This window comes from Pseudomonas brassicacearum (assembly GCF_000585995.1).
GTDB classification, from domain to species: Bacteria; Pseudomonadota; Gammaproteobacteria; order Pseudomonadales; family Pseudomonadaceae; genus Aquipseudomonas; species Aquipseudomonas brassicacearum_A.
Window position 1 is genome coordinate 1143571 of record NZ_CP007410.1, and the last position, 23841, is coordinate 1167411.

25 protein-coding genes are annotated in these 23841 nt (G+C 62.0%); 16 read left to right on the forward strand and 9 right to left on the reverse strand.

All coding sequences use genetic code 11. The annotated features are described in order from the left end of the window. Nucleotides 1-3 precede the first annotated feature (3 nt). The 5 genes from CD58_RS04805 (at nt 4) to CD58_RS04825 (ending at nt 2661) form a co-directional block, all read left to right on the forward strand. Nucleotides 4-630 carry a cytochrome o ubiquinol oxidase subunit III gene (locus CD58_RS04805; RefSeq protein WP_025211926.1) on the forward strand — a complete coding sequence of 209 codons (627 nt, stop codon included), beginning with the start codon at nt 4-6 and terminating at the stop codon, nt 628-630. Next, nucleotides 631-966, forward strand: a complete 336-nt coding sequence (gene cyoD, locus CD58_RS04810; protein ID WP_025211927.1) for a cytochrome o ubiquinol oxidase subunit IV — start codon at nt 631-633, stop codon at nt 964-966. A gap of 11 nt (nt 967-977) precedes the next feature. Next, entirely contained in the window at nt 978-1865 is an 888-nt protein-coding gene (cyoE, locus tag CD58_RS04815; protein ID WP_025211928.1) for a heme o synthase, read from the forward strand. 140 nt (nt 1866-2005) lie between these two features. Beyond that, nucleotides 2006-2350 (forward strand): toxin, encoded by a 345-nt coding sequence (locus tag CD58_RS04820; RefSeq protein ID WP_025211929.1) that lies wholly within the window; start codon nt 2006-2008, stop codon nt 2348-2350. Further along, nucleotides 2347-2661: a helix-turn-helix domain-containing protein gene (locus CD58_RS04825; protein ID WP_025211930.1), complete on the forward strand. Its 315-nt coding sequence runs from the start codon at nt 2347-2349 to the stop codon at nt 2659-2661. The genes CD58_RS04820 and CD58_RS04825 overlap by 4 nt, the downstream gene beginning before the upstream one ends. A gap of 193 nt (nt 2662-2854) precedes the next feature. Here CD58_RS04825 and CD58_RS04830 read toward each other — a convergent pair whose 3' ends face one another. From CD58_RS04830 to CD58_RS04845, 4 genes are all read right to left on the reverse strand, one after another. After that, nucleotides 2855-3559 (reverse strand): hypothetical protein, encoded by a 705-nt coding sequence (locus CD58_RS04830; RefSeq protein ID WP_025211931.1) that lies wholly within the window; start codon nt 3557-3559, stop codon nt 2855-2857. 139 nt (nt 3560-3698) lie between these two features. Continuing rightward, on the reverse strand, nt 3699-4442 hold the full coding sequence (locus CD58_RS04835; protein WP_025211932.1) for a DUF72 domain-containing protein: 744 nt from the start codon (nt 4440-4442) through the stop codon (nt 3699-3701). 92 nt (nt 4443-4534) lie between these two features. Continuing rightward, a complete protein-coding gene (locus tag CD58_RS04840; protein WP_025211933.1) occupies nt 4535-5548 on the reverse strand; it encodes a sensor domain-containing diguanylate cyclase in 1014 nt (337 codons plus the stop codon). A 121-nt stretch (nt 5549-5669) separates the two neighbouring features. After that, nucleotides 5670-6587, reverse strand: coding sequence for a LysR family transcriptional regulator (locus CD58_RS04845; protein ID WP_025211934.1), 918 nt, complete (start codon nt 6585-6587; stop codon nt 5670-5672). Nucleotides 6588-6685: 98 nt separating this feature from the next. On the opposite strand from CD58_RS04845, the gene CD58_RS04850 reads away from it, so the two are divergent. Further along, on the forward strand, nt 6686-7861 hold the full coding sequence (locus tag CD58_RS04850; protein WP_025211935.1) for an acetylornithine transaminase: 1176 nt from the start codon (nt 6686-6688) through the stop codon (nt 7859-7861). Here the strand turns inward: CD58_RS04850 and CD58_RS04855 are convergent. Beyond that, on the reverse strand, nt 7827-9068 hold the full coding sequence (locus CD58_RS04855; RefSeq protein ID WP_025211936.1) for an MFS transporter: 1242 nt from the start codon (nt 9066-9068) through the stop codon (nt 7827-7829). The two genes, CD58_RS04850 and CD58_RS04855, sit on opposite strands and share 35 nt — an antisense overlap. A 103-nt stretch (nt 9069-9171) precedes the next feature. Here CD58_RS04855 and CD58_RS04860 point away from each other — a divergent pair, with 103 nt between their 5' ends. Together CD58_RS04860 and CD58_RS04865 are read left to right on the forward strand one after the other, a co-directional pair. Further along, nucleotides 9172-9624 (forward strand): winged helix-turn-helix transcriptional regulator, encoded by a 453-nt coding sequence (locus CD58_RS04860; RefSeq protein WP_025211937.1) that lies wholly within the window; start codon nt 9172-9174, stop codon nt 9622-9624. Nucleotides 9625-9765: 141 nt separating this feature from the next. Next, a complete protein-coding gene (locus CD58_RS04865; protein ID WP_025211938.1) occupies nt 9766-10503 on the forward strand; it encodes an OmpA family protein in 738 nt (245 codons plus the stop codon). Nucleotides 10504-10746: 243 nt separating this feature from the next. Here CD58_RS04865 and ehuA read toward each other — a convergent pair whose 3' ends face one another. The 4 genes from ehuA to ehuB form a co-directional block, all read right to left on the reverse strand. Then, a complete protein-coding gene (gene ehuA / locus CD58_RS04870; RefSeq protein ID WP_038436768.1) occupies nt 10747-11541 on the reverse strand; it encodes an ectoine/hydroxyectoine ABC transporter ATP-binding protein EhuA in 795 nt (264 codons plus the stop codon). Between the two features lie 74 nt (nt 11542-11615). Then, entirely contained in the window at nt 11616-12272 is a 657-nt protein-coding gene (ehuD, locus tag CD58_RS04875; RefSeq protein ID WP_025211940.1) for an ectoine/hydroxyectoine ABC transporter permease subunit EhuD, read from the reverse strand. After that, on the reverse strand, nt 12269-12928 hold the full coding sequence (gene ehuC / locus CD58_RS04880) for an ectoine/hydroxyectoine ABC transporter permease subunit EhuC (protein ID WP_025211941.1): 660 nt from the start codon (nt 12926-12928) through the stop codon (nt 12269-12271). The genes ehuD and ehuC overlap by 4 nt, the downstream gene beginning before the upstream one ends. An 80-nt stretch (nt 12929-13008) precedes the next feature. Further along, the gene (gene ehuB / locus CD58_RS04885) at nt 13009-13866 is read right to left on the reverse strand and encodes an ectoine/hydroxyectoine ABC transporter substrate-binding protein EhuB (protein WP_025211942.1); all 858 of its coding nucleotides are present in this window, start codon (nt 13864-13866) and stop codon (nt 13009-13011) included. Nucleotides 13867-14156: 290 nt separating this feature from the next. On the opposite strand from ehuB, the gene CD58_RS04890 reads away from it, so the two are divergent. From CD58_RS04890 to CD58_RS04925, 8 genes are all read left to right on the forward strand, one after another. Then, nucleotides 14157-15551 carry a PLP-dependent aminotransferase family protein gene (locus CD58_RS04890; protein WP_025211943.1) on the forward strand — a complete coding sequence of 465 codons (1395 nt, stop codon included), beginning with the start codon at nt 14157-14159 and terminating at the stop codon, nt 15549-15551. A 238-nt stretch (nt 15552-15789) separates the two neighbouring features. Next, the gene (eutB, locus tag CD58_RS04895; RefSeq protein WP_025211944.1) at nt 15790-16761 is read left to right on the forward strand and encodes a hydroxyectoine utilization dehydratase EutB; all 972 of its coding nucleotides are present in this window, start codon (nt 15790-15792) and stop codon (nt 16759-16761) included. 31 nt (nt 16762-16792) lie between these two features. Further along, entirely contained in the window at nt 16793-17785 is a 993-nt protein-coding gene (locus tag CD58_RS04900; RefSeq protein WP_025211945.1) for a cyclodeaminase, read from the forward strand. A 40-nt stretch (nt 17786-17825) separates the two neighbouring features. Beyond that, nucleotides 17826-19016 carry an ectoine hydrolase DoeA gene (doeA, locus tag CD58_RS04905; protein WP_025211946.1) on the forward strand — a complete coding sequence of 397 codons (1191 nt, stop codon included), beginning with the start codon at nt 17826-17828 and terminating at the stop codon, nt 19014-19016. 3 nt (nt 19017-19019) lie between these two features. After that, a complete protein-coding gene (gene doeB / locus CD58_RS04910; protein WP_025211947.1) occupies nt 19020-20021 on the forward strand; it encodes a N(2)-acetyl-L-2,4-diaminobutanoate deacetylase DoeB in 1002 nt (333 codons plus the stop codon). A gap of 185 nt (nt 20022-20206) precedes the next feature. Beyond that, the gene (locus tag CD58_RS04915; protein ID WP_025211948.1) at nt 20207-20686 is read left to right on the forward strand and encodes an Lrp/AsnC family transcriptional regulator; all 480 of its coding nucleotides are present in this window, start codon (nt 20207-20209) and stop codon (nt 20684-20686) included. A gap of 130 nt (nt 20687-20816) precedes the next feature. After that, complete coding sequence (locus tag CD58_RS04920) at nt 20817-22304, forward strand: NAD-dependent succinate-semialdehyde dehydrogenase (RefSeq protein WP_025211949.1); 1488 nt, start codon at nt 20817-20819, stop codon at nt 22302-22304. Continuing rightward, nucleotides 22301-23686: an aspartate aminotransferase family protein gene (locus CD58_RS04925; RefSeq protein ID WP_025211950.1), complete on the forward strand. Its 1386-nt coding sequence runs from the start codon at nt 22301-22303 to the stop codon at nt 23684-23686. Before CD58_RS04920 ends, CD58_RS04925 begins: the two co-directional genes overlap by 4 nt. Nucleotides 23687-23841: the final 155 nt, after the last annotated feature.

The following is a 23841-nucleotide window of genomic DNA, read 5'->3' on the forward strand; positions in this document are numbered from 1 at the left end:
ACCATGTCGAACTTAGTGACCACTGTTGGACACGCCCATGGTCATGACCATGGGCACGATGACCATCACCACGACTCGGGCGAGATGACCGTATTCGGTTTCTGGCTCTACCTGATGACCGACTGCATTCTGTTTGCGTCGATCTTCGCGGCGTACGCGGTGCTGGTTAACAACGTCGCCGGTGGCCCGTCGGGCCACGACATCTTCGAGCTGCCGTACGTGCTGGGCGAAACCGCTCTGCTGCTGTTCAGCTCGATTACCTACGGCTTCGCCATGCTGGCGTTGTTCAAGGGCAAGAAAAACCAGGTCCTGGGCTGGCTGGCCATGACCTTCCTGTTCGGTGCCGGCTTCATCGGCATGGAGATCAATGAGTTCCACGTACTGATCTCCGAGGGCTTCGGCCCTAGCCGCTCAGGCTTTCTGTCCGGGTTCTTCACCCTGGTCGGCACCCACGGCCTGCACGTGACCAGCGGCCTGATCTGGATGGCGATCATGATGTACCAGGTCCAGAAAAACGGCCTGACCGCCACCAACAAGACGCGCCTGAGCTGCCTGAGCCTGTTCTGGCACTTCCTGGACGTGGTGTGGATCTGCGTATTCACCGTTGTATATCTGATGGGGACTTTGTAAATGGCTAACGCACATTCCCATGATGGCCACGACGCCGGCCACGGCAGCGTCAAGTCCTACGCCATCGGTTTCATCCTGTCGGTGATCCTGACCGTCATTCCGTTCGGCCTGGTGATGTACCCGACACTGCCGAAAAGCCTGACCCTGTGGATCATTCTGATCTTCGCCGTGGTCCAGGTACTGGTGCACCTGGTGTACTTCCTGCACCTGGACCGCTCCGCCGCCCAACGTAACAACGTGGTCGCGTTTGTCTTTGCCGCGATCGTGATTGTCCTGCTGGTTGGCCTGTCGTTGTGGATCATGTTCAGCATCCACACCAACATGATGGCGCACTGAGGAAAGTCCGGATGTCCTTAAAGCACTTTATCCAAATCACCAAGCCGGGGATCATTTTCGGTAACGTGCTTTCTGTGGCAGGCGGGTTTTTCCTGGCTTCGAAAGGGCATGTCGATCTGGCCATCTTCCTGGCGGCGATGATCGGCACTTCCCTGGTGGTGGCGTCCGGTTGCGTGTTCAACAACTGCATCGACCGCGACATCGACATCAAGATGGAGCGCACCAAGAACCGCGCGCTGGTCCAGGGGCTGATCCCGGTGCAACTGGCCCTGGCGTTCGCCACGGTGCTGGGCGTGGCCGGTGTCGCGCTGTTGTATCGGGTCGCCAACCCGTTGGCGGCGCTGTTCGCGGTGATCGGTTTTGTCATCTACGTCGGCCTCTACAGCCTGTACCTCAAGCGTAAGTCGGTGCACGGCACGCTGGTGGGCAGTCTGTCGGGGGCGATGCCGCCTGTGATCGGTTACGTCGCGGTGAGCAACAGCTTCGACATGGCTGCGCTGACGCTGCTGGTGATGTTCAGCCTGTGGCAGATGCCGCATTCCTATGCCATCGCGATCTTCCGCTTCAACGACTACCTGGCGGCCTCGATTCCGGTGCTGCCGGTCAAGCGCGGCATCCGCGTGGCCAAGAAGCACATCCTGCTCTACATCCTGGCCTTCCTCGTGGCGACCTTGATGCTGACCTTCAGCGGCTACGCCGGCATGAGCTACCTCGCCGTCGCCGCCGCCATGGGCATGTACTGGCTGTACATGGCCTGGACCGGCTACAAGGCGGTGGATGACACGGTCTGGGCACGCAAGCTGTTCGTGTTCTCGATCTTCACCATCACCGCCCTGAGCGTCATGATGTCCCTGGACTTCAAAGTGCCGAGTGAGCTGCTGCTGACTTACGCGCCTTAAGCTTCAGATGCTGCATGAAAAAGCCCCGCCTTCGAGAGAAGCGCGGGGCTTTTTGTCTAGGTGGGGCATGGATTGGCTGTCATTCGTCGCAATAGATTTTGGTTTGTTGAACTATACGCAATTTGCCTATAGTTTCTGCCATGCGTACCCTATTTTTTGAAACGACTACGTTCACCGCCACGGTTGGCCATTACCTGACTGACGATGAATATCGCCTGCTTCAGTCCTACATGCTGCAGCATCCAGAGGTTGGTGACGTCATGCCACGAACCGGCGGCTTTCGTAAGCTGCGCTGGTTCGATGAACGTCGTGGCAAAGGGAAGCGAGGTGGGTTGCGAGTCATTTACTATTGGCTCATGAATGATCGTCAGTTCTGGATGTTTGCGATTTATGGCAAGGACGAGTTGGAAAACCTGACCTCCGAGCAAGAGAAGACGCTCAAGCGCGCCATAGAAGCTGAGTTGAAAGTGCGAGGTACCTTATGAAAAAACGTGATCTGTTTGCCGAGATGATGCACGGCGTCGAGGAGATGGCCGCTCACCGTGAGGGCAAGATTACCCTTCGCCAGATATCGATCGAAGACAAACCGGTTCCCGAGGTGTCGGCGCAAGAAATCGTAGCGTTGCGCGACAAGCTCCATATGTCTCAGGCCGTTTTTGCCAAGAGCATCAGGACCAGTCCTGGCACCCTTAGGAACTGGGAGCAGGAGAAGTCCAAACCCAATGCCCAGGCGGCTCTTCTGATCAGGCTGGTCGAGAAGTTCCCAGACATGGTTGAGCGGCTCGGAGCGGTTTGAAACGATCTCCTCATCCCCATGAAAAAGCCCCGCCTTCGAGAGAAGCGCGGGGCTTTTTCATGGGCGTTGCCTGGGCTGCCGATGTTCCTGTGGGAGCGAGCTTGCTCGCGATAGCGGTGGATCAGCCTGCATGAATGCTGAATGTGTGGCCGCATCGCGAGCAAGCTCGCTCCCACAGTGGCCTCGGTGAGGCTTATTGCTGGGCGATGCTGTAGCCGTCGAATGCCTTCTGCTGTTGCAGGGCGGTGACGATGCTTTTACGGGTGGCCTGTTGTTCGGTGCCGTCGTTGTCCAGGAAGGTTTCGTTCTCCAGCTCGGCTTCTTCGCCTTCGCCGACAAAACTGAAACCCAGGAACTCGAAGGCCTCGCGGTCGACGTTCGGCTTGGAGCGCGGCGTGCGCAAGGGCAGGGTAACGCTGATGCCGTCCTTGCTGATGACAAACACTTCCGCTTCCTTCTTGGCCCGGGAGGCTTTGCCTTTGCTGCCGCTCGGGTTGCTGATGGCCTGGTGGGTCTGGTTCAGCACTTTCAGGGCCAGGCCATAAACCAGTTCCTGGAACGCCGGGTCGTCCTTGTAGCTGGACAGGATACGGCTGATGGGGAAACGGCTGCTCAAGTCTTCCAACGCCGCGAAGTCGGCGGCTTCGGCGTCCTTGAGTTGCTTGAGCTGGCCCATCAGTTCGTAGGCCTTGTCGTCGTCGAACGCATCGTGGGCCTGGCGGATGGCATTGCGCAGCTCGCGGATCTGGTCGCTTTCGCGATTCGACTGGAACGCATCAAGGACCATCTCACTGATGTTTTTGGCCAGGGGCAGATGCTGTGAAAGATTGATGGAGTTTTCGTATTCCGCTTTGGACGACAGGGTGACTACGGATTCAGCGGTGTTGGAATCGGACATTGAAATTTCACTACTTCTGTTAGCGGGATGAGGCGAGAAAGGCATTGAGCTTTTTTCCGGTCGCCTAATCTATTGGACGCGAGCGGCGTTGTCACGGTTGAACCGGCGACAGGTCGGCATTTGTTGCCGGTCGCGAGTTTCAGTCGCGCATCAGGTCGTTCAAGCGCAATGCATTGGGGATCGCGGCGCCACTGGCCGTGTTGTCGAAGATGCACCAGGTCGGTGTGTCAGGCTCGGTCTTCAACTGTCGGGCGAGCTGCACCAGCCAGGCATCCTCGTAGTGGGAGTAGTAGATTCGTGGTGACCCGTGCAACCGGTAATAACGAACGCCGGGCCAGCCTGCGGGCTGATCGCAGCCGGGCAGCGGCGTCGGATCGGCGGCGACACGGCCGATGTGTTGCTCATCCAGCAGCGCCGCGACGGCTGGCGCAAGCCAACTCGGATGCCGGGGCTCAAGCACCGCAAGGCCTGGATAACGGTCACGCAAGGCTGTGAAGAAAGCTTCGGCCACCCTGGCGTCGAAGGCCAGTGACGGCGGAAGTTGGATCAACAGGCAACCCAGCTTTTGCCCGAGCTGCGAGCATTGCCCGAGAAACTCATCCACAAGTCCTTCGCAATCGAACAGTCGTCGCTCATGAGTGATCTGCTTCGGCATCTTGACCGAGAACCGGAAGCCCGGGGTAACGCTCTCTGTCCACTTTGCGTAGGTGGCGGGGCGGTGTGGGCGGTAGAACGAACTGTTGATTTCCACGGCCGGGAATCGTGCGCTGTAGCGTTGTAGATGAGTGCCTTCAACGGGAAACGACGGCCAATGCTCCCGGGGCAATGACCAGCCGGCGCAACCCAGGTAAAGGTTGGGAGGAAAGGGGGATCGAGTCGACAAGGGCAAGGACCTGATTGCAAAGGTTACAACCTATGACCGCCGTAGACGCCGCAAAGATGCATTCATTTTTTTGCCGGTGCGCCGGGCCAGGCTCATTTGCAGATCACATTCTTGCCCGCCATCTTGGAGCGATACAGCGCCTGGTCCGCCCGGTCCAGCAGCGCCGCCTGCTGCTCATCGTCGAAGCGCTGCACCACGCCAAAACTCATGGTGATCTGGAAATCACCCACCGGCAGCAGGTCGGACAAGCCCCGGCGAATGGTTTCGGCCATCAGGCAAGCGTCGGCCAGTGAGGTGTTGGGCAAAATCATGATGAATTCATCACCGCCCCAGCGCACCAGCAAATCGCCGTCGCGCTCGCAGCGTTTAACGGCCTGTACCACTTGCACCAGCGCCGCATCGCCGAACGCATGGCCGTAACGGTCGTTGATGTCCTTGAAGTCATCGACGTCCATGGCGATCAGTGACAAAGGCTCGCGAAAGCGCTGGGTGCGCTCGCAGGCCAGTGGCAGCGCCTGTTCAAGGCGATAGCGGTTGGCGACCAGCGTCAGGGCATCGGTCTCCGCGAGCCTGCGGTTTTCGTCGAGCTGGATCTGTAGCTGTTGGTTGACCCGGGACAGTTCGCGGGTGCGCTCTTCGATGACGGCTTCCAGGGACTGGTTGCGCCGCTCCAGTTGTTCGAACAGGCGCTTCTTGTCGTCGATGCTGCGATGGGCGCCGATCATGCGAGCCACCGTGCCGTCAGGATTGCGGGCGATGATGTAACCGCGATCTTCGATCCAGATGTAGGAACCGTCCCGGGTGCGGCAGCGGTATTCGGCCTGGTAGCGGCGGGTTCGTTCTTCCAGGTAGTCGTCGAACAAGGTCATGACCCGTGGATAGTCTTCGGGGTGGATCACGTTTTCCCAAGTCAGCACGGTGTTAGTCAATGAATGGGGCAAGTAGCCGAGCATCGTGTACCAGCCAGGGTTGCGGTAGACGAACCCGGTGTTGGCGTTCCAGTCCCAGATGCCGTCGCTGACCAGTTCCAGAATGGTGTGCAGTACGTCTTCATCCAGATCGGACAGATCGAACCGCGGCCTATCGATGTTCGAGGCATCTCCCATCGTCGTTTCCCCATCAGCCTTGACATCAAAATGCTCGTCCCAGGCGTGAAGAGTAGCCGATGCCGCGCGGGGCCACTAGCGGTGCTGGTGGCCGGTCAGAAGCCAACCCTTTGCCACAACATCATTGCGCTCCAGGCTGAGGCTTCCCCCATTTGTCCAACGCAAACTCGACAAAACTGCGCAACTTCGGCAAACGGTAGCGATCCTGGGCATACATCAGGCTCATCGGACGGTGGGGCAGCTGATAATCCTGCAGCAGCGCTACTAACGTCCCATCCTTCAGGTCCTGCTCCACCAGCGCGTCGGGAAGCATCACCACGCCCATGCCGGCCAGGGCGGCGCGATGCAGGCCTGAAGAGCTGTTGATCAGCATTGGCCCGCTCACCGGTACTTTGATTTCGCCATCCGGGCCGTTGATGGGCCAATGATCCTGGGCGAACCGCCACTCGTCGCCCGCGGGATAGGCGAATGACAGGCAGTCATGCTGTTGGAGGTCGACGGGTTTTTCCGGTGTGCCTCGCCGGGCTAGGTAGGTCGGCGAGGCGCAGATGGTCAGGGTGTAGTCCATCAAGGGGCGGGCGATCCATTTTGGGTCGGGATGACCCAGGCGGATGGCGACGTCGAAGCCGTGCTCGAGCAGGTCCAGGCGTTGGTTGGTCAGCACCACGTCGAGCTTGACCTGCGGATGACGCTGGCTGAATTCGGCCAGGGCCGGCGCGAGGCGCTCGGTGCCGATGGTCAGCGGCGCGGTGATGCGCAAGATGCCGGCGGGCTCGCCCTGGGTCTGTTCGGCCAGGCGTTCGGAGGCGACCACCAGCCCCAGCACTTCTGAGCAGCGCTGATAGTAGACCGAGCCGAATTCAGTCAGGCGCTGACGTCGGGTCGTACGGTTTATCAAGCGCACGCCGAGGCGTTGCTCCAATGCACGAAGATGATTGCCCACCATGGTCGTGGACATTTCGCACGCCTGGGCCGCCGCTGTCAGGCTGCCGGTTTCTACCACCTTCACATAAACGGTCATTGCCTGGAACAGGTCCATTATCAAGCTCAGCTTTTAAATGATTGAAGTAAAGCAGCGTTTATCCAGCATGAGTGGCTAACCATACTGGAAAAAACCACCCGATGGAGCTTGATGCCATGACCGCCGCCTGCCTGATGACCACTTACCAACCCCTGGCACTGAATTTCACCCGTGGCTTGGGTACGCGCCTGTGGGACCAGGACGGTCGCGAATACCTCGATGCGGTGGCAGGCGTGGCGGTGACCAATGTCGGTCATTCCCATCCTCGGCTGGTCGCGGCCATCAGCGAACAGGCGGGTCTGCTGCTGCATACGTCCAACCTGTACAGCATCGATTGGCAGCAGCGGCTGGCGGAAAAACTCACGCAGCTGTCCGGGCTGGAGCGGGTGTTTTTCAATAACTCTGGCGCCGAAGCCAACGAAACCGCGCTGAAACTGGCGCGTCTCTATGGCTGGCACAAGGGCATCGAGCAGCCCTTGGTGGTGGTCATGGAGAACGCGTTTCACGGGCGCACATTGGGCACGTTGTCGGCCAGCGATGGCCCGGCGGTGCGGCTGGGTTTCAATCGGTTGCCGGGGGATTTCATCAAGGTGCCGTTCGGCGATCTCGCCGCATTGGAAGCGATCCAGCAGGCCCATGGGCAGCGCATCGTCGCGGTACTGGTGGAGCCGATCCAGGGCGAAAGCGGTGTGCAACTCGCACCGCCCGGCTATCTCAAGGCTTTACGTCAACTGTGCAGCCGGCGCGCCTGGCTGCTGATGCTCGATGAGATCCAGACCGGCATCGGCCGTACCGGCCAGTGGTTTGCGTTCCAGCACGAAGGCATCGTGCCGGACGTCATGACCCTCGCCAAAGGCCTGGGCAACGGCGTGCCCATCGGTGCGTGCCTGGCCCGGGGCAAGGCCGCCGAGCTGTTTACCCCCGGCAGCCATGGCAGCACGTTCGGCGGTAATCCGCTGGCCTGCCGGGTCGGCTGCACGGTGCTGGACATCATCGAAGAGCAAGGCTTGCTGGACAACGCCCGGCATCAGGGCGAACAGTTGCTTACGCAGTTGCGCGCCGAACTGGCGGATAACCCGAATGTGCTGGCGATTCGCGGCCAGGGCTTGATGATCGGCATCGAACTCAAGCAACCGGTCCGCGACCTGACCCTCAGCGCCGCCCGGGATCATGGCTTGCTGATCAACGTCACCCGGGGCAAGACCATCCGCCTGCTGCCACCGCTGACGATCGATGATCGGGAGGTGCAAATGATCGTCAGGGGCGTGAGCCGCAGCCTCGCGCGCGAATGAGCTCGGTCCAGGCCCACCAGGCCAGGGCGGTCGCGCTGATCGACGCGCCCAACAGGCACACCGCGACCCAACCCCACTGCGCATAAACCTGGGTCGCGGCGCTGGCTCCCAAGGCGCTGCCAATGGAGTAGAAGCACATGTACGCGCCCACCAGGCGACTTTGCGCATCAGGGCGTGCGGCGAAAATCAGACTCTGGTTAGTGACGTGCACGGCTTGCACGGCGAAATCCAGGGCAATCACCCCGACCATCAACGCCAGTAATGAGGTCTGGGCGAACGCCGTGGGCAGCCACGACAGCGTCAACAAGGCCAGGGCGATACCCGTGGTGCGCTGCCCCCATCCTCGATCGGCCCAGCGTCCGGCCTTTGACGCGGCCAACGCACCGGCCACGCCTGCCAGGCCAAACAGGCCGATCTGGGTATGGGACAGCGACAAGGGCGGAGCACTGAGCGGTAGCACCATCGCCGTCCACAACACGCTGAACGCGGCGAAGACCAGCAAGGCCAGGACGCCCCTGACCCTCAAGGTGCGCTCCGTGACGAGCAGTTTGAACAGCGATCCGATCAACCTCGGATAAGACGTGCCGAGTCGGGGAGTGCTGGTCGAAGGCACTGTTTTGGCGAGCACCACGGCCAGGGTCAACATCAGTCCCGCCGAAACGAAGAACACCGCGCGCCAGCCAGCCAGGTCGGCGATGATCCCCGATACCAGTCGGGCCAACAGGATACCCAGCACCACGCCACTGGTCACCGTTCCCACGGCTTGCCCCCGTTGTTGTGGTGAGGCGAGGGCGGCGGTGTAGGCGACAATGACCTGCACCAGCACTGCCATCATCCCCACCATGACCATTGCTCCCAGCAACACCGACCATTGCCCGGCGCCCCCTGCGACGGCGAGTGCCACGGCTGACAGCAGGGTCTGGCTGAGCATCAGGCGCTTGCGATCGAGCAGATCCCCCAATGCAACGATGAACACCAGGCCCACGGCATAGCCCACCTGGGTTGCCGTCACCACGACACCTGCCAGGCCGGGGGCGACGTGCAGGCTTTCAGCGATGGCGTCGAGCAGTGGTTGGACAAAATAGACGTTCGCCACGGCGAATGCGCAGGTGACGGAAAACAACAGCGTCAACGCGCGGCTGAGCCTGGGGGCATGCGTGCGGTATGAGTGTGCGACGGATTCGTCGGATTGGGTTTCTGAAATCATGGGCCATCCTTGATCAATCAGGTTTTGTTTTGAAACCGGTTATTTGATTTCTAGCGTTTCCGGTTTTAATCTGCAACCAGTTTTTTCAACCAAGGAGAGCGGGATGACACAGCAAGCATCGCCGGGCAGCCATGAGTGCCCCGTGGGCCGAGCGGTTGAGGTCATTGGTGATCGCTGGTCATTGCTGATCATTCGCGACGCCTTTGACGATGTGCGCAGGTTCAGTGAGTTCCAAAAGAACCTCGGGTTGGCGAAGAACATCCTCGCCTCACGCCTCAAGGCGCTGGTGGAGGTGGGGGTGTTCGAGACCCGGCCCGCCTCCGATGGCAGTGCTTACAAGGAGTACGCGTTGACGCAGAAGGGCCGCGAGGTATTCCCCATCGTGGTTTCGCTGCGCCAATGGGGCGAGCGGCATTTGTTCAGTGCCGGGGAAACCCATTCGGTGTTGCTGGACAAGGCGCATGATGAGCCGATAGCGCCGCTTGAGGTTCGCTCTGCCGAGGGCAAGAAACTCGAGCCAGGTGACTGTCACCGCCGCCGGGTGATCAAACTCTGAGCGGTGCGATTTTCTGATGTGTAAGTTCTAGGTAAACGCAGCGTAGCGAGCGGAATTTTTAATCTTTGTCGCGTTCCAACGCCAGCCAGAGTCGATTGCCTACGCCCTGGCACTTCAGACTGAAAAACCAGGAGCTTTTCCATGTTCACCTCGCGTCGCTTGATCGTTGTCGCTACCGCTGTGGCCCTGTTGTCCGGCTGCGCGTCGCCTAACCCTTATGACAATCAGGGCCAGGCTTCCACGGACTCTTCAGGCATGAGCAAGACCGCCAAATATGGCGGCCTCGGGGCATTGGCCGGTGCGTTGGCCGGTGCGGCCATTGGTCACGATAACCGTGGCAAGGGCGCGTTGATCGGCGCCGCCGTGGTGGGCGCTTCCGCGGCCGGCTACGGCTACTACGCCGACCAGCAGGAAAAGAAACTGCGCGCCAGCATGGCCAATACCGGCGTTGAAGTGCAGCGCCAGGGCGACCAGATCAAATTGATCATGCCGGGCAACATCACCTTTGCCACCGATTCGGCCAACATTGCGTCCAGCTTCTACCAGCCGCTGAATAACCTGGCCAACTCCCTCAAGGAGTTCAACCAGAACCAGATCGAGATCGTCGGTTACACCGACAGCACCGGCAGCCGCCAGCACAACATGGACCTGTCCCAGCGTCGTGCCCAGAGCGTGGCGACCTACCTGACGTCCCAAGGCGTGAGCGGCGCCAACCTGTCGGCCCGTGGCGCCGGCCCGGACAACCCGGTGGCCAGCAACGCCGACGTCAATGGTCGTGCGCAGAACCGTCGTGTCGAGGTCAACCTCAAGGCGATTCCCGGCCAGCAATATCAGGGGGCGCCGCAGCAGCAGGGGCAGACTTACCAGCAGTACCCTTGATCGCAGGAAGGTAAATGAAACGGGGGCCATGCAGACATGGCCCCCGTTTTTTATGGCTGCCATTTCCCTTGAGTTGACACCAAACCCTGTGGCGAGGGAGCTTGCTCCCGCTGGGGCGCGCAGCGGCCCAAGATCATTCGCCTCGGTCTCCCAGGCCCACCGCGTTCGCTGGGTTGGGACTGCTGCGCAGTCCAGCGGGAGCAAGCTCCCTCGCCACAAAAGTGTTCACTTAAGTGAGTGGGATCAGTTGGCCTCTTTCACCGCACTCAGAAACGCGCACGTACGCTCCTGCTGCGGATGCTCGAAGATCTGCGCCGGGGTGCCCTGTTCGTGGATCTGCCCCTTGTAGAAAAAGCACACCCTGTCAGCGAATTCCCGGGCGAAGCCCATCTGGTGGGTCACCATCAACATGGTCAGGTTGTGCTCGGCCCCCAGCTTGCGGATCACGTTGAGCACTTCCCCGCACAACTCCGGGTCAAGCGCCGAGGTCACTTCGTCGAACAGCATCACTTTCGGCCGCATCGCCAGGGCCCGGGCGATGGCCACCCGTTGTTGCTGGCCGCCAGACAACTGCGAAGGGTAGTGGTCGAGCTTGCTGCCCAACCCCACCAGTTCCAGCAAATCGGCAGCACGCTCCCGGGCTTCTTTCGGGTTCATGCCCAGCACTTGCACCGGGGCTTCGATCACGTTCTGCAGCGCGGTCATGTGGGGGAACAGGTTGAAACTCTGGAACACCATGCCGATCTTGCCGCGCACCCGGCGGATGTGCCGGTCGTTGGCCGGCACCAGCACACCGTTGCGATTGAGCATGTGGGTCAGGGAGTCATCCTCGATGCGGATCTGGCCCTGGTCGATGCCTTCCAGGGTCATCAATACCCGCAGCAGCGTGGATTTGCCCGAACCGCTGGGGCCGATGATCGCGACCTTTTCTCCCGGCGCGACATCCAGGTTCAGATGGTCGAGCACCGTGAAGCTGCCATAGCTTTTGGTCACGTCCTGGAAACTCACAATTGGCAGGGACGCTGTGGGATCTTGCATGGCCGGGGCCTCCTGCTGCGACGCCAGCGTGCTGCGCCGGGACAAATCGGTGGGCGTGGACAGAGGTAAAGTCATTAGCGTAGCTCCATGCGCGTTTCAAGGCGCCGTACCAGATAAGCCAAGGCAAGGCTCAGGGCGAGGAAGAACAGGCCAACCATGGTGATCGGTTCCAGGTAACGGAAATTCTCCGAACCGATGTTCTTGGCCTGCTGCATGATTTCCACCACGGTGATCGCCGACAGCACCGGCGTGTCCTTGAGCATCGCCACCAGGTAGTTGCCCAGCGGCGGCACGATGGGCCGCAGCGCCTGGGGCAGGATGATGTTGCGGTAGGCGTTGTACGGCGCGATGTTCAACGCCGTCACCGCTTCCCATTGCGCCCGTGGCACCGCGTCGAGGCCACTGCGGTAGACCTCGGCGATGTAGCAGGCGTAGTGCAGGCCGATGCCGAGGATGCCGACCTGCATGGCCGTCAGGCTCAAGCCGTAGTTGGGTAGCACGTAGTAGAGAAAATACACCTGGATCAGCAGCGGCGTGCTGCGGATGAACTCGATCACCGCCGTGGCCGGCCACGACAGCCAGAGTTTGCGACTGCGCCGGCCAATCGCAAGGAACAGTCCCAGGACAATCGCAATCAGGAAACCGACCAGGGTGATACCCACGGTGTTGAGGGAGGCGCGCAGCAGGTCCGGCAGGATCTGTGCGGCGTAGGACCAATCGAACAAGGTCATGACAGACCTCCACGCATCCGGCCCCGGCTCAGTCGTCGCTCGATGTGGCGCATGCCGAAGTTGATGGCTTGGGCGAGGATGAAATACATCACCAGCGCCAGGCTGAAGATCTCCAGGGTCTGGAAGGTTGCCTGATCCAATTGCCGAGCCCGGAAGCTCAGGTCGGACAAGGTGATCAGCGACACCAGCGAGGTATTTTTCAGCAACTCGATGAGCAGGTTGGTGCCCGGTGGAATCGCCGCCAGCAAGGCCTGCGGCAAAATGATCCGTTTGAAGCGCGTGAAACCGCTGAAATTCAGCGCCGTGCAGGCTTCGTATTGCCCCTTGGCCACCGAGCTGATGGCGCCGCGCATCACCTCGGCCCCATACGCACCGATGTGCAGGCCCAGGCCGACAATCGCCACCGCGTAGGGACTCAGCTCGATGTTGAACGGCGGCAGCGGCAATACGAAGAACAGCCAGAACAGCTGGACCAACAATGAGGTGCCTCGGAACACTTCGATGTAGGTAATGCTGAACCAGCGCAGCGTGCGCCACGGCGACAGCCGCCCGAGGGCCGCCAAGACCGCGGCGATAATCGCCAGCAGCGAGCCGAAGAAGGTCACCTGAAGCGTGACCCAGGCCCCTTGAATCAATAACGGAAGTAATTCGCCCATGGTTCAACCCGATATCCGATGAAGCAGGGAACAGGCATCACGCAGCGCGCGTCACGCCTGTTTCGGCACGTCAGTTTCGACTATGGCTGAGCGCAGAGCTCGGCCGCGGTTTTACTGGTCACGTTGGACTTGTCGAACCCGAACGGCGCAACCGTCTTGAGGTGTTCTTCGGAGCCCAGCCACTTCTTCAGTTCGGCGTTGACCGCATCGCGCAGGTCTTTGTCTTCGGGGCGGAAGGCGAGGGCGCCGTAGCCGATGTGGGACGGATCGTCCTTGAACTCGGTCATCGCCTCGATCTTGTCGCCGCCCTTGCTGGCCAGGCCTTTCATGGTCAGTTGCGTGCCAACGGCAGCGTCCGCGCGACCGGCCCGCACCGCTTGCAATTGTGCGGTGGTGTCGGGGACCTGGAGGATCTGCTCGTCCTTGACCCCGGAGTCTCGAGCGTAAGCCAGGTTCACCGTGCCGGCCATGATCGCCAGCTTCACGTCCGGTTGCTTGGCGATGTCTTCATAGCTGTGGAGGTTTTTCGGGTTGCCCTTGGCCACGAGCAAGGCATCGGGCAACTGGTATTGCGGATCGGTGAACAACACTTGCTTGCAGCGCGCCGGGGTGATGTACATGCCGGCGGCAATCACGTCGAAACGGCCGGCGCGCAGGCCGGGAATCAGCGAGCCCCATTCAGTGAGCACGCCGTTGACCTGTTGGATGCCCATCTTGGCGAAGATGATCTTGGCGATTTCTGGCGACTCACCGGTCACGGTGCCATCGGTTTCGGTGAAGGCGAACGGGGTTTCGTTGGCGTAGCCGATCCGGATGCTGCTGTTGCTTTTGACGGTGTCCAGAGTGGCCGCCTGGACGCCGCTGGCCAGGCCGAGTACGGCGCAAGTCAGCAAGAGCCGACGCAAGGGCGCGCAGGTGCGGGGAAGAAAATTGCTCATCGATAAAATCTCCTGTTTCTTGTGGATCCGTCGTTGGACGGCTCTGTGGTAGGAGGCAGTGTGACAAGAGCAAAGCGTACTGCGGCTGATCCAGGCTGGGCCTTGGATCGGGAATGGCGCCGGTACAGGTCGAATCCGGCTTTTTGTCAGGGCCAGGAGCCCGCCTGGATGACGACCTTGGACCGAGCATACAAAAGCCCCGGCATCGATTGTATTGCACTAGGACAATTGCTTTGCCGGGATTGTCGCGGGATGCTGTGCGCACCAGAACACACGCGGGTTGCAGCCTCATGGATAAGTGGAAATCAGCCTTGGACGTCGCCCGCAGCGGTGAATCCAAATACAAGATTCTGGTGCAGGCCATTGCCGACGATATCGAACAGGGCGCCCTTGCCAACGACCAGCGCCTGCCGCCGCAACGGCAAGTGGCCGACGCCATGGGCATCAGCGTGCAAACCGTCACCAATGCCTACAAGGAGCTGGAGCGCCAGGGCCTGGTGCGTTGCGAAGTGGGGCGCGGCAGTTTCGTTTCCCGGCGCATGAGCGACCGGGTGGCCACTTATATTCTCGACAGCCCCGAGCGGGCATTGGTGGATTTTTCCATCACGCGGATCATGCACACCCGTGAGCACGACCAGTTCTGGCGCGACACCTGCCTTGAGCTGAGCACCGAGGAGGACCAGCCGTGGATTCATGCGTTCCGGCCGATTGCCGGTTTTGAGTCCCACCGTGAGGCTGCCGCCCAATGGATCGGCCGCCAGGGGCTGAAGGTCGATCGCAACGACATACTGATCACCAACGGCGCGGCCCACGGGATTTTTCTTGCCCTGGCTTCCCTGGCCGGTCCTGACGATGTGGTGCTCTGCGAGGGCGTGACCGACCACGGGGTGATCGGCAACTCCCAGGTGCTGGGTTTCACCCTCAAGGGATTGGAGATGGACCGCTACGGCATCGATCCCGAACATTTCGAAGACATGTGCAGCAACGAGCGCATCACCGCGCTGGTGTGCACGCCGAACCTGAACAACCCCACCACCAGCCTGATGCCCGACACTCGCCGCCGGGAAATCGCCGAGATAGCCCGACGCTTTGGTGTGCACATCATTGAAGACGACGTGTACGGCCCGCTGCTGGACGAACGCCGGGCGCCGCCCATCAGCCATTACCTGCCGGAGCTGTCGTTCTATTGCACCAGCATGACCAAGTCGGTGCTCACGGGGCTGCGCATCGGCTACCTGGTGGTGCCCAAGCGCCTGGCGTTGCGCACCGAAAGCATCCTGCGGGTCAACAGCTGGATGGCCACGCCCATGGTCTCGGAGATTGCCGCCCGCTGGATCCGCGATGGGCGCGCCGAATCGCTGGTGCATCTGCAGCGCCGCTTGCTGTCCGGGCGCCAGGCGATGGTCACCGAGTACATGGGCGAGCACGTGTTGGGCCAGCACCCTCATGCGTTGAACGCGTGGATCGGCATCCCGTCCCATTGGGAAGTGGACAGCCTGGTGCGAGCCCTGCGGCACAAACACATCGCCGTGACCTCCCCCGACCCGTTCACCGTGCGCGGCACCCCAAAACCCCGCGCGGTGCGGGTGTGTGTCGGGGCTGAGTGCAGCGATGAGGAAATGCGCCATGCCCTGGCGGGGATGCGGGACATCTTCAACCAGTATCCGCAGATCCATGATTTCTGATGTTGCTGGATTAATGCACAACATAACCCCCTGTGGGAGCGGGCTTGCTCGCGAAGGCGGCGGCACATCCAGCATTGATGTGACTGGCAGACCGCTTTCGCGAGCAAGCCCGCTCCCACAATGGAATTACGCTGTTCACGGGATTTGTGTTCACCGCAAACTAAATTGCCCTAGTACATTCATCACCACAATCCAGCCCTCTTAGACTGCGTCCAACACATCAGCTCGGGACGCGGTCATGTCGGTGTTGCAGCTTCAGGATGTCTACCTCGCTCGCCAGCGCATCGAAGCGCTGGTGCGGCGCACGCCCATGGAGCCTTCCGCCAGCCTGTCGCGGCTGATGGGGGTGGCGGTTTACCTCAAGCTGGAATCCCTGCAAATCACCGGCAGTTTCAAGTTGCGCGGCGCGAGCAATGCCGTGGCCCTACTCACTCCCGAGCAGAAAGCCTTGGGTGTGGTCACTGCATCCACCGGCAATCATGGCCGGGCATTGGCCCATGCCGCCTCGCAACAAGGGGTCAAGGCGATTGTCTGCCTGTCGAGCCTGGTGCCAGCCAATAAGGTGCAGGCGATTCGCGACCTGGGTGCCGAGGTGTGCATCGTCGGCCAGTCCCAGGACGATGCCCAGCGCGAAGCCGAGTGCATCGCGAGGGAGCAGGGCGCGACCTTCCTGCCGCCCTTCGATCACCCGGCGATCATCGCCGGCCAAGGCACCCTCGGCCTGGAGATCCTCGAGCAGCAACCGGACGTGGCCCAGGTGCTGGTGCCGCTGTCCGGCGGTGGCCTGTTCGCCGGTGTGGCCTTGGCCCTCAAGCGTGCCAACCCAGCGATCCAGGTCCACGGCATCAGCATGGCCCGTGGCGCCGCGATGCACGCCAGCCTCGCCGCCGGGCACCCGGTGGACGTCGAAGAACTACCGACGCTGGCTGACTCCCTCGGCGGCGGCATCGGCCTGGACAACCGCTACACCTTCGACATGACCGGCCAATTGAGCGATGACTTGCACCTGCTTTCGGAAGCCTCCATCGGCAACGCCATCCGTCACGCCTATCACCACGAACGCCTGGTCCTCGAAGGCGCGGCGGCGGTCGGTATCGCCGCGCTGCTCGACGGCCTGATCGAACCGCGTGGGCCCATCGTGCTGGTGATCAGCGGGCGCAACGTCGACACCGAACAACATGCCCGCGTGATCGCGGGTGCCAACACCTGATAACAACACCTGAAACGCAACGGAGCCTGTCATGCGTGAAGTCATCCTATTGAGCGAAGCCGACCTGCGCAGTTGCGTGGCCCTCGACCTGCCCAGCCTCGACGCCATCGAACAGGCTTTCGTGTTGCTGGCGACGGCGGCCGTGGCGATGCCACCGATCCTGCGGCTGGACATCCCCGAACATAACGGTGAAGTGGACGTGAAGACCGCTTACTTGCCGGGCCTGGAACGCTTCGCCATCAAGGTCAGCCCGGGCTTTTTCGATAATCCGAAACTCGGCCTGCCCAGCCTCAACGGCATGATGATGTTGCTGTCGGCGCGCACCGGTCTGCTGGAGGCGCTGTTGCTGGACAACGGCTATCTCACCGCCGTGCGCACGGCGGCGGCGGGGGCGGTGGCGGCGCGCTGCCTGTCTCGCGGGGCCAGCCGCAGCGTGGCGCTGATCGGTGCCGGTGAGCAGGCCGCGTTGCAGCTCCAGGCGCTTCGGCTGGTGCGGCCCATCGAAGAGGTGCGGGTCTGGGCTCGCGATGCTCAAAAGGCCCGGGCTTTCAGCGCCGAACTGGCCCGCGACACGGGGCTGGCGGTCACGCCGAGCGCCTCCATCGACGAAGCCCTCGAAGGCGTGGACATCGCCATCACCTGCACCCCCAGCCGCGAGCCACTGATCCAAGCCCGGCACTTGCACCCCGGCCTGCACATCACCGCGATGGGCTCGGACGCTGAACACAAGAACGAGATTTCCCCACAAGCCCTGGCAGCCGTCGACTGTTACGTCGCCGACCGCCTCAGCCAGACCCGCCTGCTCGGCGAACTGCACCACGCCCTGGCGGCCGGCACCATTGGCGATGAGGTCGCGTTGCGGGAGCTGGGCCAGGTACTGGCAGGGCAGCGAGCCGGGCGTACCGACGAGGCGCAGGTCACCCTGTGCGACCTCACCGGCACCGGCGCCCAGGACACCGCCATCGCCAACCTGGCGTTCGAGCGGGCACGGACGGCGGGGAAGGGTTTCCCGTTCGGTCGCTAACCATTTTTCATTCGTGCGTCATTGATCAGAGGGCAGAGGGATGTCAGAGAGAGTCGTCAATCTTCCGTTCCAACGGGAGGAATACGCCCAGCGCCTGGCGAAGGTGCGCGTCGCCATGCAGGCCCAGGGCCTGGAGCTGTTGCTGGTCACCGACCCGTCGAACATGGCCTGGCTCACCGGCTACGACGGTTGGTCGTTCTATGTGCACCAGTGTGTGCTGTTGGCGCTGGACGGCGAGCCCGTGTGGTTCGGTCGCGGCCAGGATGCCAACGGCGCCAAGCGCACGGTGTTCATGCAGGCCGATAACATCGTCGGTTACCCGGACATCTACGTGCAGTCTCGCGAGCGCCACCCCATGGACTACCTGTCCCGGGAAGTGATCATCGCCCGTGGCTGGGGCGCGTTGACCATCGGCGTAGAGATGGACAATTACTACTTCAGTGCCGCCGCGTACCTGTCGCTGCAAAAACACTTGCCCCAGGCGAAACTGGTGGACGCGGTGGGCCTGGTGAACTGGCAGCGGGCGATCAAGTCGCCCCAGGAAATCGCCTACATGCGCATCGCCGCGCGCATCGTCGAGAACATGCACGGGCGGATCCTGGAGCGGATCGAGCCGGGCATGCGCAAGAACGAACTGGTGGCTGAGATCTACAGCAGCGGCATCCTCGGTGTCGACGGTCATGGCGGTGATTACCCAGCCATCGTGCCGCTGTTGCCCACCGGTGCCGACGCCAGCGCGCCACACCTGACCTGGGACGATTCGCCGTTCGAAAAGGGCGCCGGCACCTTCTTTGAAATCGCCGGTTGCTACAAGCGTTACCACTGCCCACTGTCGCGGACCATCTACCTGGGCAAGCCGCCGCAGCATTTCCTCGACGGCGAAAAAGCCGTGGTCGAGGGCATCGCCGCCGGCTTCGACGCGGCCAAGCCCGGGAACACCACAGGTGACATCGCCGTGGCGTTTTTCAAAGTGCTGGAGAAGTTCGGTATCCACAAGGACAGCCGTTGCGGCTATCCCATCGGTATCAGCTATCCGCCGGATTGGGGCGAGCGCACCATGAGCCTGCGCCCCGGCGACACCAGCGTGTTGCAGCCGGGCATGACCTTCCACTTCATGCCGGGGCTGTGGATGGATGATTGGGGCCTGGAAATCACCGAGAGCATCCTGATCACCGAGACCGGTGTCGAGACACTGTGCAACGTGCCCCGCCAACTGTTCGTGAAGGATTGAATGATGAGCGACTTGCCCACCAACCCCATCAGCGCCACGGTCGATTTCAGCCGCGAGGGTGTGCAGCACGGTTTCCTTAAGTTGCCGTATTCGCGGGACGATTCGGCCTGGGGGGCGGTGATGATTCCCATCACCGTTATCCAGCGTGGCAGCGGCCCGACGGCGCTGCTCAGCGGTGGTAACCACGGTGACGAATACGAGGGGCCGGTGGCCTTGAGCAAACTGGCGCAGCAACTGACGGCTGAAGAAGTGAGCGGACGGGTGATCATCGTGCCGTTCATGAACACCCCGGCGTTCCATGCCGGACGCCGCACCTCGCCCATCGACAAGGGCAACCTGAACCGCAGTTTTCCCGGCAAGCCGGATGGCACCGTCACCGAGAAAATCGCCGACTATTTCAACCGCACATTATTGCCCCTGGCCGACATCGTCCTCGATATCCATTCCGGCGGCCGGACCCTGGATTTCCTGCCTTTCGCCGCCTGCCATGTGTTGCCGGACAAAGAACAGCAGGCCCGCTGCGAGGCGGGAATGCTGGCGTTCAACGCGCCGTATTGCATGCGCATGCTGGAGCTGGATGCCGGGGCAATGTACGACACCGCGGCCGAATCCCAGGGCAAGGTGTTCGTCACCACCGAGCTGGGTGGCGGCGGTTCGTCGACGGCCCGCAGCGTGGCGATTGCCGAGCGTGGGGTGCGCAACCTGCTGATCCACAGCGGGATCCTGCGGGGCAGCATCGACTTGCAGCCGTCACGGGTGCTCGACATGCCGGACGCCAGTTGCTTCATCGCCAGCGAGCACGATGGCTTGCTGGAAATGTGCCGAGACCTGGGTGAGCACGTGACCGCGGGCGAGGTGGTGGCGCGCGTCTACGACGCCACCCGCAGCGGTGTTGCCCCCGTTGAATATCGAGCCGCCCGTAGCGGCCTGCTGGCGGCCCGGCATTTTCCCGGGCTGGTGCAGTGTGGCGATACGTTGGTGGTGATTGCGGATGTGTTGGCTTGATACACCTCTACTGACACACCCCCTGCGGCGAGGGAGCTTGCTCCCGCTCGGCTGCGAAGCAGTCGTCGCTTTTCGGCCTGGGGCAGGCGGAACCGAGATCGGGGCCGCTGCGCGCCCCAGCGGGAGCAAGCTCCCTCGCCACAGTAATCGGTGTGATGTCTGAACTGACTGGAGAGCCCCGGCCCATGCACAAGCTCGATCGCTACGACCTCAAGATCCTGCAGATCCTCGCCGAAGATGGGCGGATCACCAAGTCGAGCCTGGCCGAAGCCATCAACCTCTCGGTGACGCCGGCCTGGGAGCGGGTGCGCAAGCTGGAGATGGCCGGGTTGATCACCGGCTACCGGGCGCAGATCGACTGGGGCGCGGTGTTCAAGCGTCAGCAGGTGCTGGTGGAAATCACCCTGGCCCGGCACACCGCCCAGGACATGCGCCGTTTCGAGCAACGCATGACCGACGCCCCGCAAGTGGCGTTCTGTTACGCCACCGGCGGCGGGGTGGATTACCTGGCGATGATCCAGGCGCCGGACATCGACTATTACCAGCGTTTCGTCGATCAACTGTTGCTCGAAGACCTCGGCATCGAACGCTACTTCACCTACATCGTCACCAAGACCATCAAGACCGGCGGCGCCTTGCCGGCGGAGTTGGCCGAGCCGTCCTGAGCACCGCAGAAAATCCGTTTTTGCCGCCCACGATTCAGAAAAAACCAGGGTTTGACCCACGGCAAACAGCCGATTACCCAAGCGCCGCTGCCCTAGCATGGTGTCACGCACACGCTCTGGAGTGAACGTCATGACTTACCAACATCCGCTGCTGTTCAAGGCGCTTTGCTACATCGACGGCCATTGGGTCCACAGCGACAGCGGCCACAGTATTGCCGTGCACAACCCGGCCACGCGCACGGTCATCGGCCATGTGCCGATGCTCGATCAGCCGCAAATTGACGCGGCCGTGGACGCGGCCCACCGCGCCTTCCCAGCGTGGCGCGAGCAGAGCCTGGACGCCCGGGGCGCGATCCTGCGGCGCTGGGCGGCGTTGATCGTCGAGCACAGCGAAGACCTGGCGCGCATCCTTAGTCTGGAGCAGGGCAAGTCGTTGGCCGAGTCCCGGGGCGAAATCGCCTATGCCGCGAGTTTCATCCCGTGGTTCGCCGAGGAAGCCCGACGCCTGTACGGGCAGAATATCCCCAGCCACATTCCCAATGCGCATCTGGGCACGGTCAAGGAACCGGTAGGCGTCTGCGCGCTGCTCACCCCGTGGAATTTCCCCTCGGCGATGATCACCCGCAAGGCCGCCGCTGCCCTGGCCGCCGGGTGCACCGTGGTGATCAAGCCGGCCCACGAAACACCCTACTCGGCCCTGGCCCTGGCGCAATTGGCCGAGGAAGCCGGGTTTCCCGCCGGGGTGTTCAACGTGGTGCTCGGCGAGCCGCAGATGGCCATGGAAACCTTGGTCAAGGACCGTCGCGTGCGCTCGGTGAGTTTCACCGGCTCGACCCGGGTGGGCAAACTGGTGCTGCAAGCGGCGGCCCATGACGTGAAGAAGGTTGCCCTGGAGTTGGGTGGCAACGCGCCGTTCATAGTCTGCGCCGATGCCGACCTGGCGCTGGCGGTGAAGGTCGCGGTGGAGGCGAAGTTCCAGACCTCCGGCCAGGATTGCTGCGCGGCCAACCGGATCATGGTGCAGCGTCCGGTCTACCAGGCGTTTCTCACTCGCTTTGCCGCGGCAGTGCGGGCCTTGCGGGTCGGCCCGGCCATGGTCGATCAGCAGGAGCAGGCGGTGGACGTCGGCCCGCTGATGCATCAGGCTGCGTTCGACGTGACCGCCGAGCGGGTCGCCGATGCCTTGGCACTGGGCGCACAGCGCCTGGTGGGCGGCGAGGCCCATGCCCTGGGTGGATTGTTCTATCAGCCGACGGTACTGGCCGACGTCACGCCGCAAATGCGCATCTACCGTGAAGAAAACTTCGCCCCCATCGCCGGGGTGATGCCGTTCGACACCCTGGACGAAGCCATCGAAATGGCCAACGACACCGAATACGGTTTGGCGGCCTATATTTGTTCCAACCGTCTGGACCTCATCTATCCACTGATTCGCCGTCTGGACCACGCCATGGTCGCGGTCAACGGCGTCAAGTTCACCGGCCACCCGATTCCCTTCGGTGGCATGAAAGCCTCAGGCCTCGGTCGCGAGGGTGGCAACGAGGGCTTCGAGCCCTTCGTCGAAACCAAATACTTTTGCCTGCACCATCAAGGCCAGTTCCCAGGAGAGCCCGCATGAGCCAAGAATTCAACACGCTGTTCGAACAAGACCGTGCGCATTTCATGCACCCCTCGACCCACGCCCACGACCACGCCAGCGGTGCGCTCAAGGGCCGGATCATCAAGAGCGCATCGGGCATCCGCATCCGCGACCATGAGGGCCGTGAGTTCATCGATGCCTTCGCCGGCCTCTACTGCGTGAACATCGGCTATGGCCGCACCGAAGTGGCCGACGCCATCTACAAGCAGGCCAAGGAACTGGCCTACTACCACACCTATGTCGGCCACTCGAGCGAGGCGATCATCGAGTTGTCCAGTCGCATCATGGACTGGGCGCCGGAGGGCATGAAAAAGGTCTATTACGGCTTGTCCGGCTCCGATGCCAACGAAACCCAGGTCAAGCTGGTGCGCTACTACAACAACGTGCTGGGCCGGCCGCTGAAGAAGAAAATCATCTCCCGCGACCGTGGCTACCATGGCTCGGGCATCATGACCGGCAGCCTGACTGGCCTGGCGACCTTTCATCAGCACTTCGACCTGCCGGTGGAAGGGGTCAAGCACACCGTGTGCCCCCACTGGTATCGCAAGGCCCCGGCGGGCATGGACGAAGCGACGTTCGTGCGTTACTGCGCCGATGAGCTGGAAAAAATGATCCTCGCCGAAGGGCCGGACACCGTGGCGGCGTTCATCGGCGAACCGCTGATGGGCACCGGCGGCATCATTGTCCCGCCTGCCGGCTACTGGGATGCGATCCAGGCTGTGCTGAAAAAATATGACGTGTTGTTGATTGCCGATGAAGTGGTCTGCGCCTTCGGCCGCCTCGGTTCGAAGATGGGCAGCCAGCGCTACGGCATGAAGCCGGACCTGATCACCACCGCCAAAGGCCTGACCAGCGCCTATGCACCGCTGTCGGCGGTGATCATCGGCGAGAAGGTCTGGGATGTGATCGACAAGGCCTCACAGGCCGAAGGTGCCATGGGCCATGGCTGGACCTATTCGGGGCACCCGATCTGCGCGGCGGCGGCACTGGCCAACCTCGACATCCTCGAGCGGGAAAACCTCACGGCCAATGCCGAGGACGTCGGCGGCTACCTCAACCGGCGGCTGCGTGAAACCCTTGAAGGTCATCCCCTGGTGGGTGAAGTGCGTGGTGACGGCATGCTGGCGGCGGTGGAGTTCATGGCCGATCGTGAACAACGCACGGCGTTCGATCCAGGGCTGAAAGTCGGCCCCAAAGTCTCGGCCGCCTGCCTGGAACGCGGCATGATCGCCCGCGCCATGCCCCACGGCGACATCCTGGGCTTCGCCCCACCACTGATCCTGACCCGAGAAGACGCGGACCTGATCGTCGACATCACCCAAGCGGCTATCGACCAGGTGGCGGGGGAAGTACTGGGGTGAATCCAGGTGAGGTGTGCGCAGAATCTGTGAACACCACCAACCCCATGTGGGATTGGTGCCGAGCACAATATTTCTGCTCACTGAAGATCCAGTGTGGGAGCGGGCTTGCTCGCGAAGGCGGACTGTCTGAGACGGTGATGTTGGATATGCCGCCA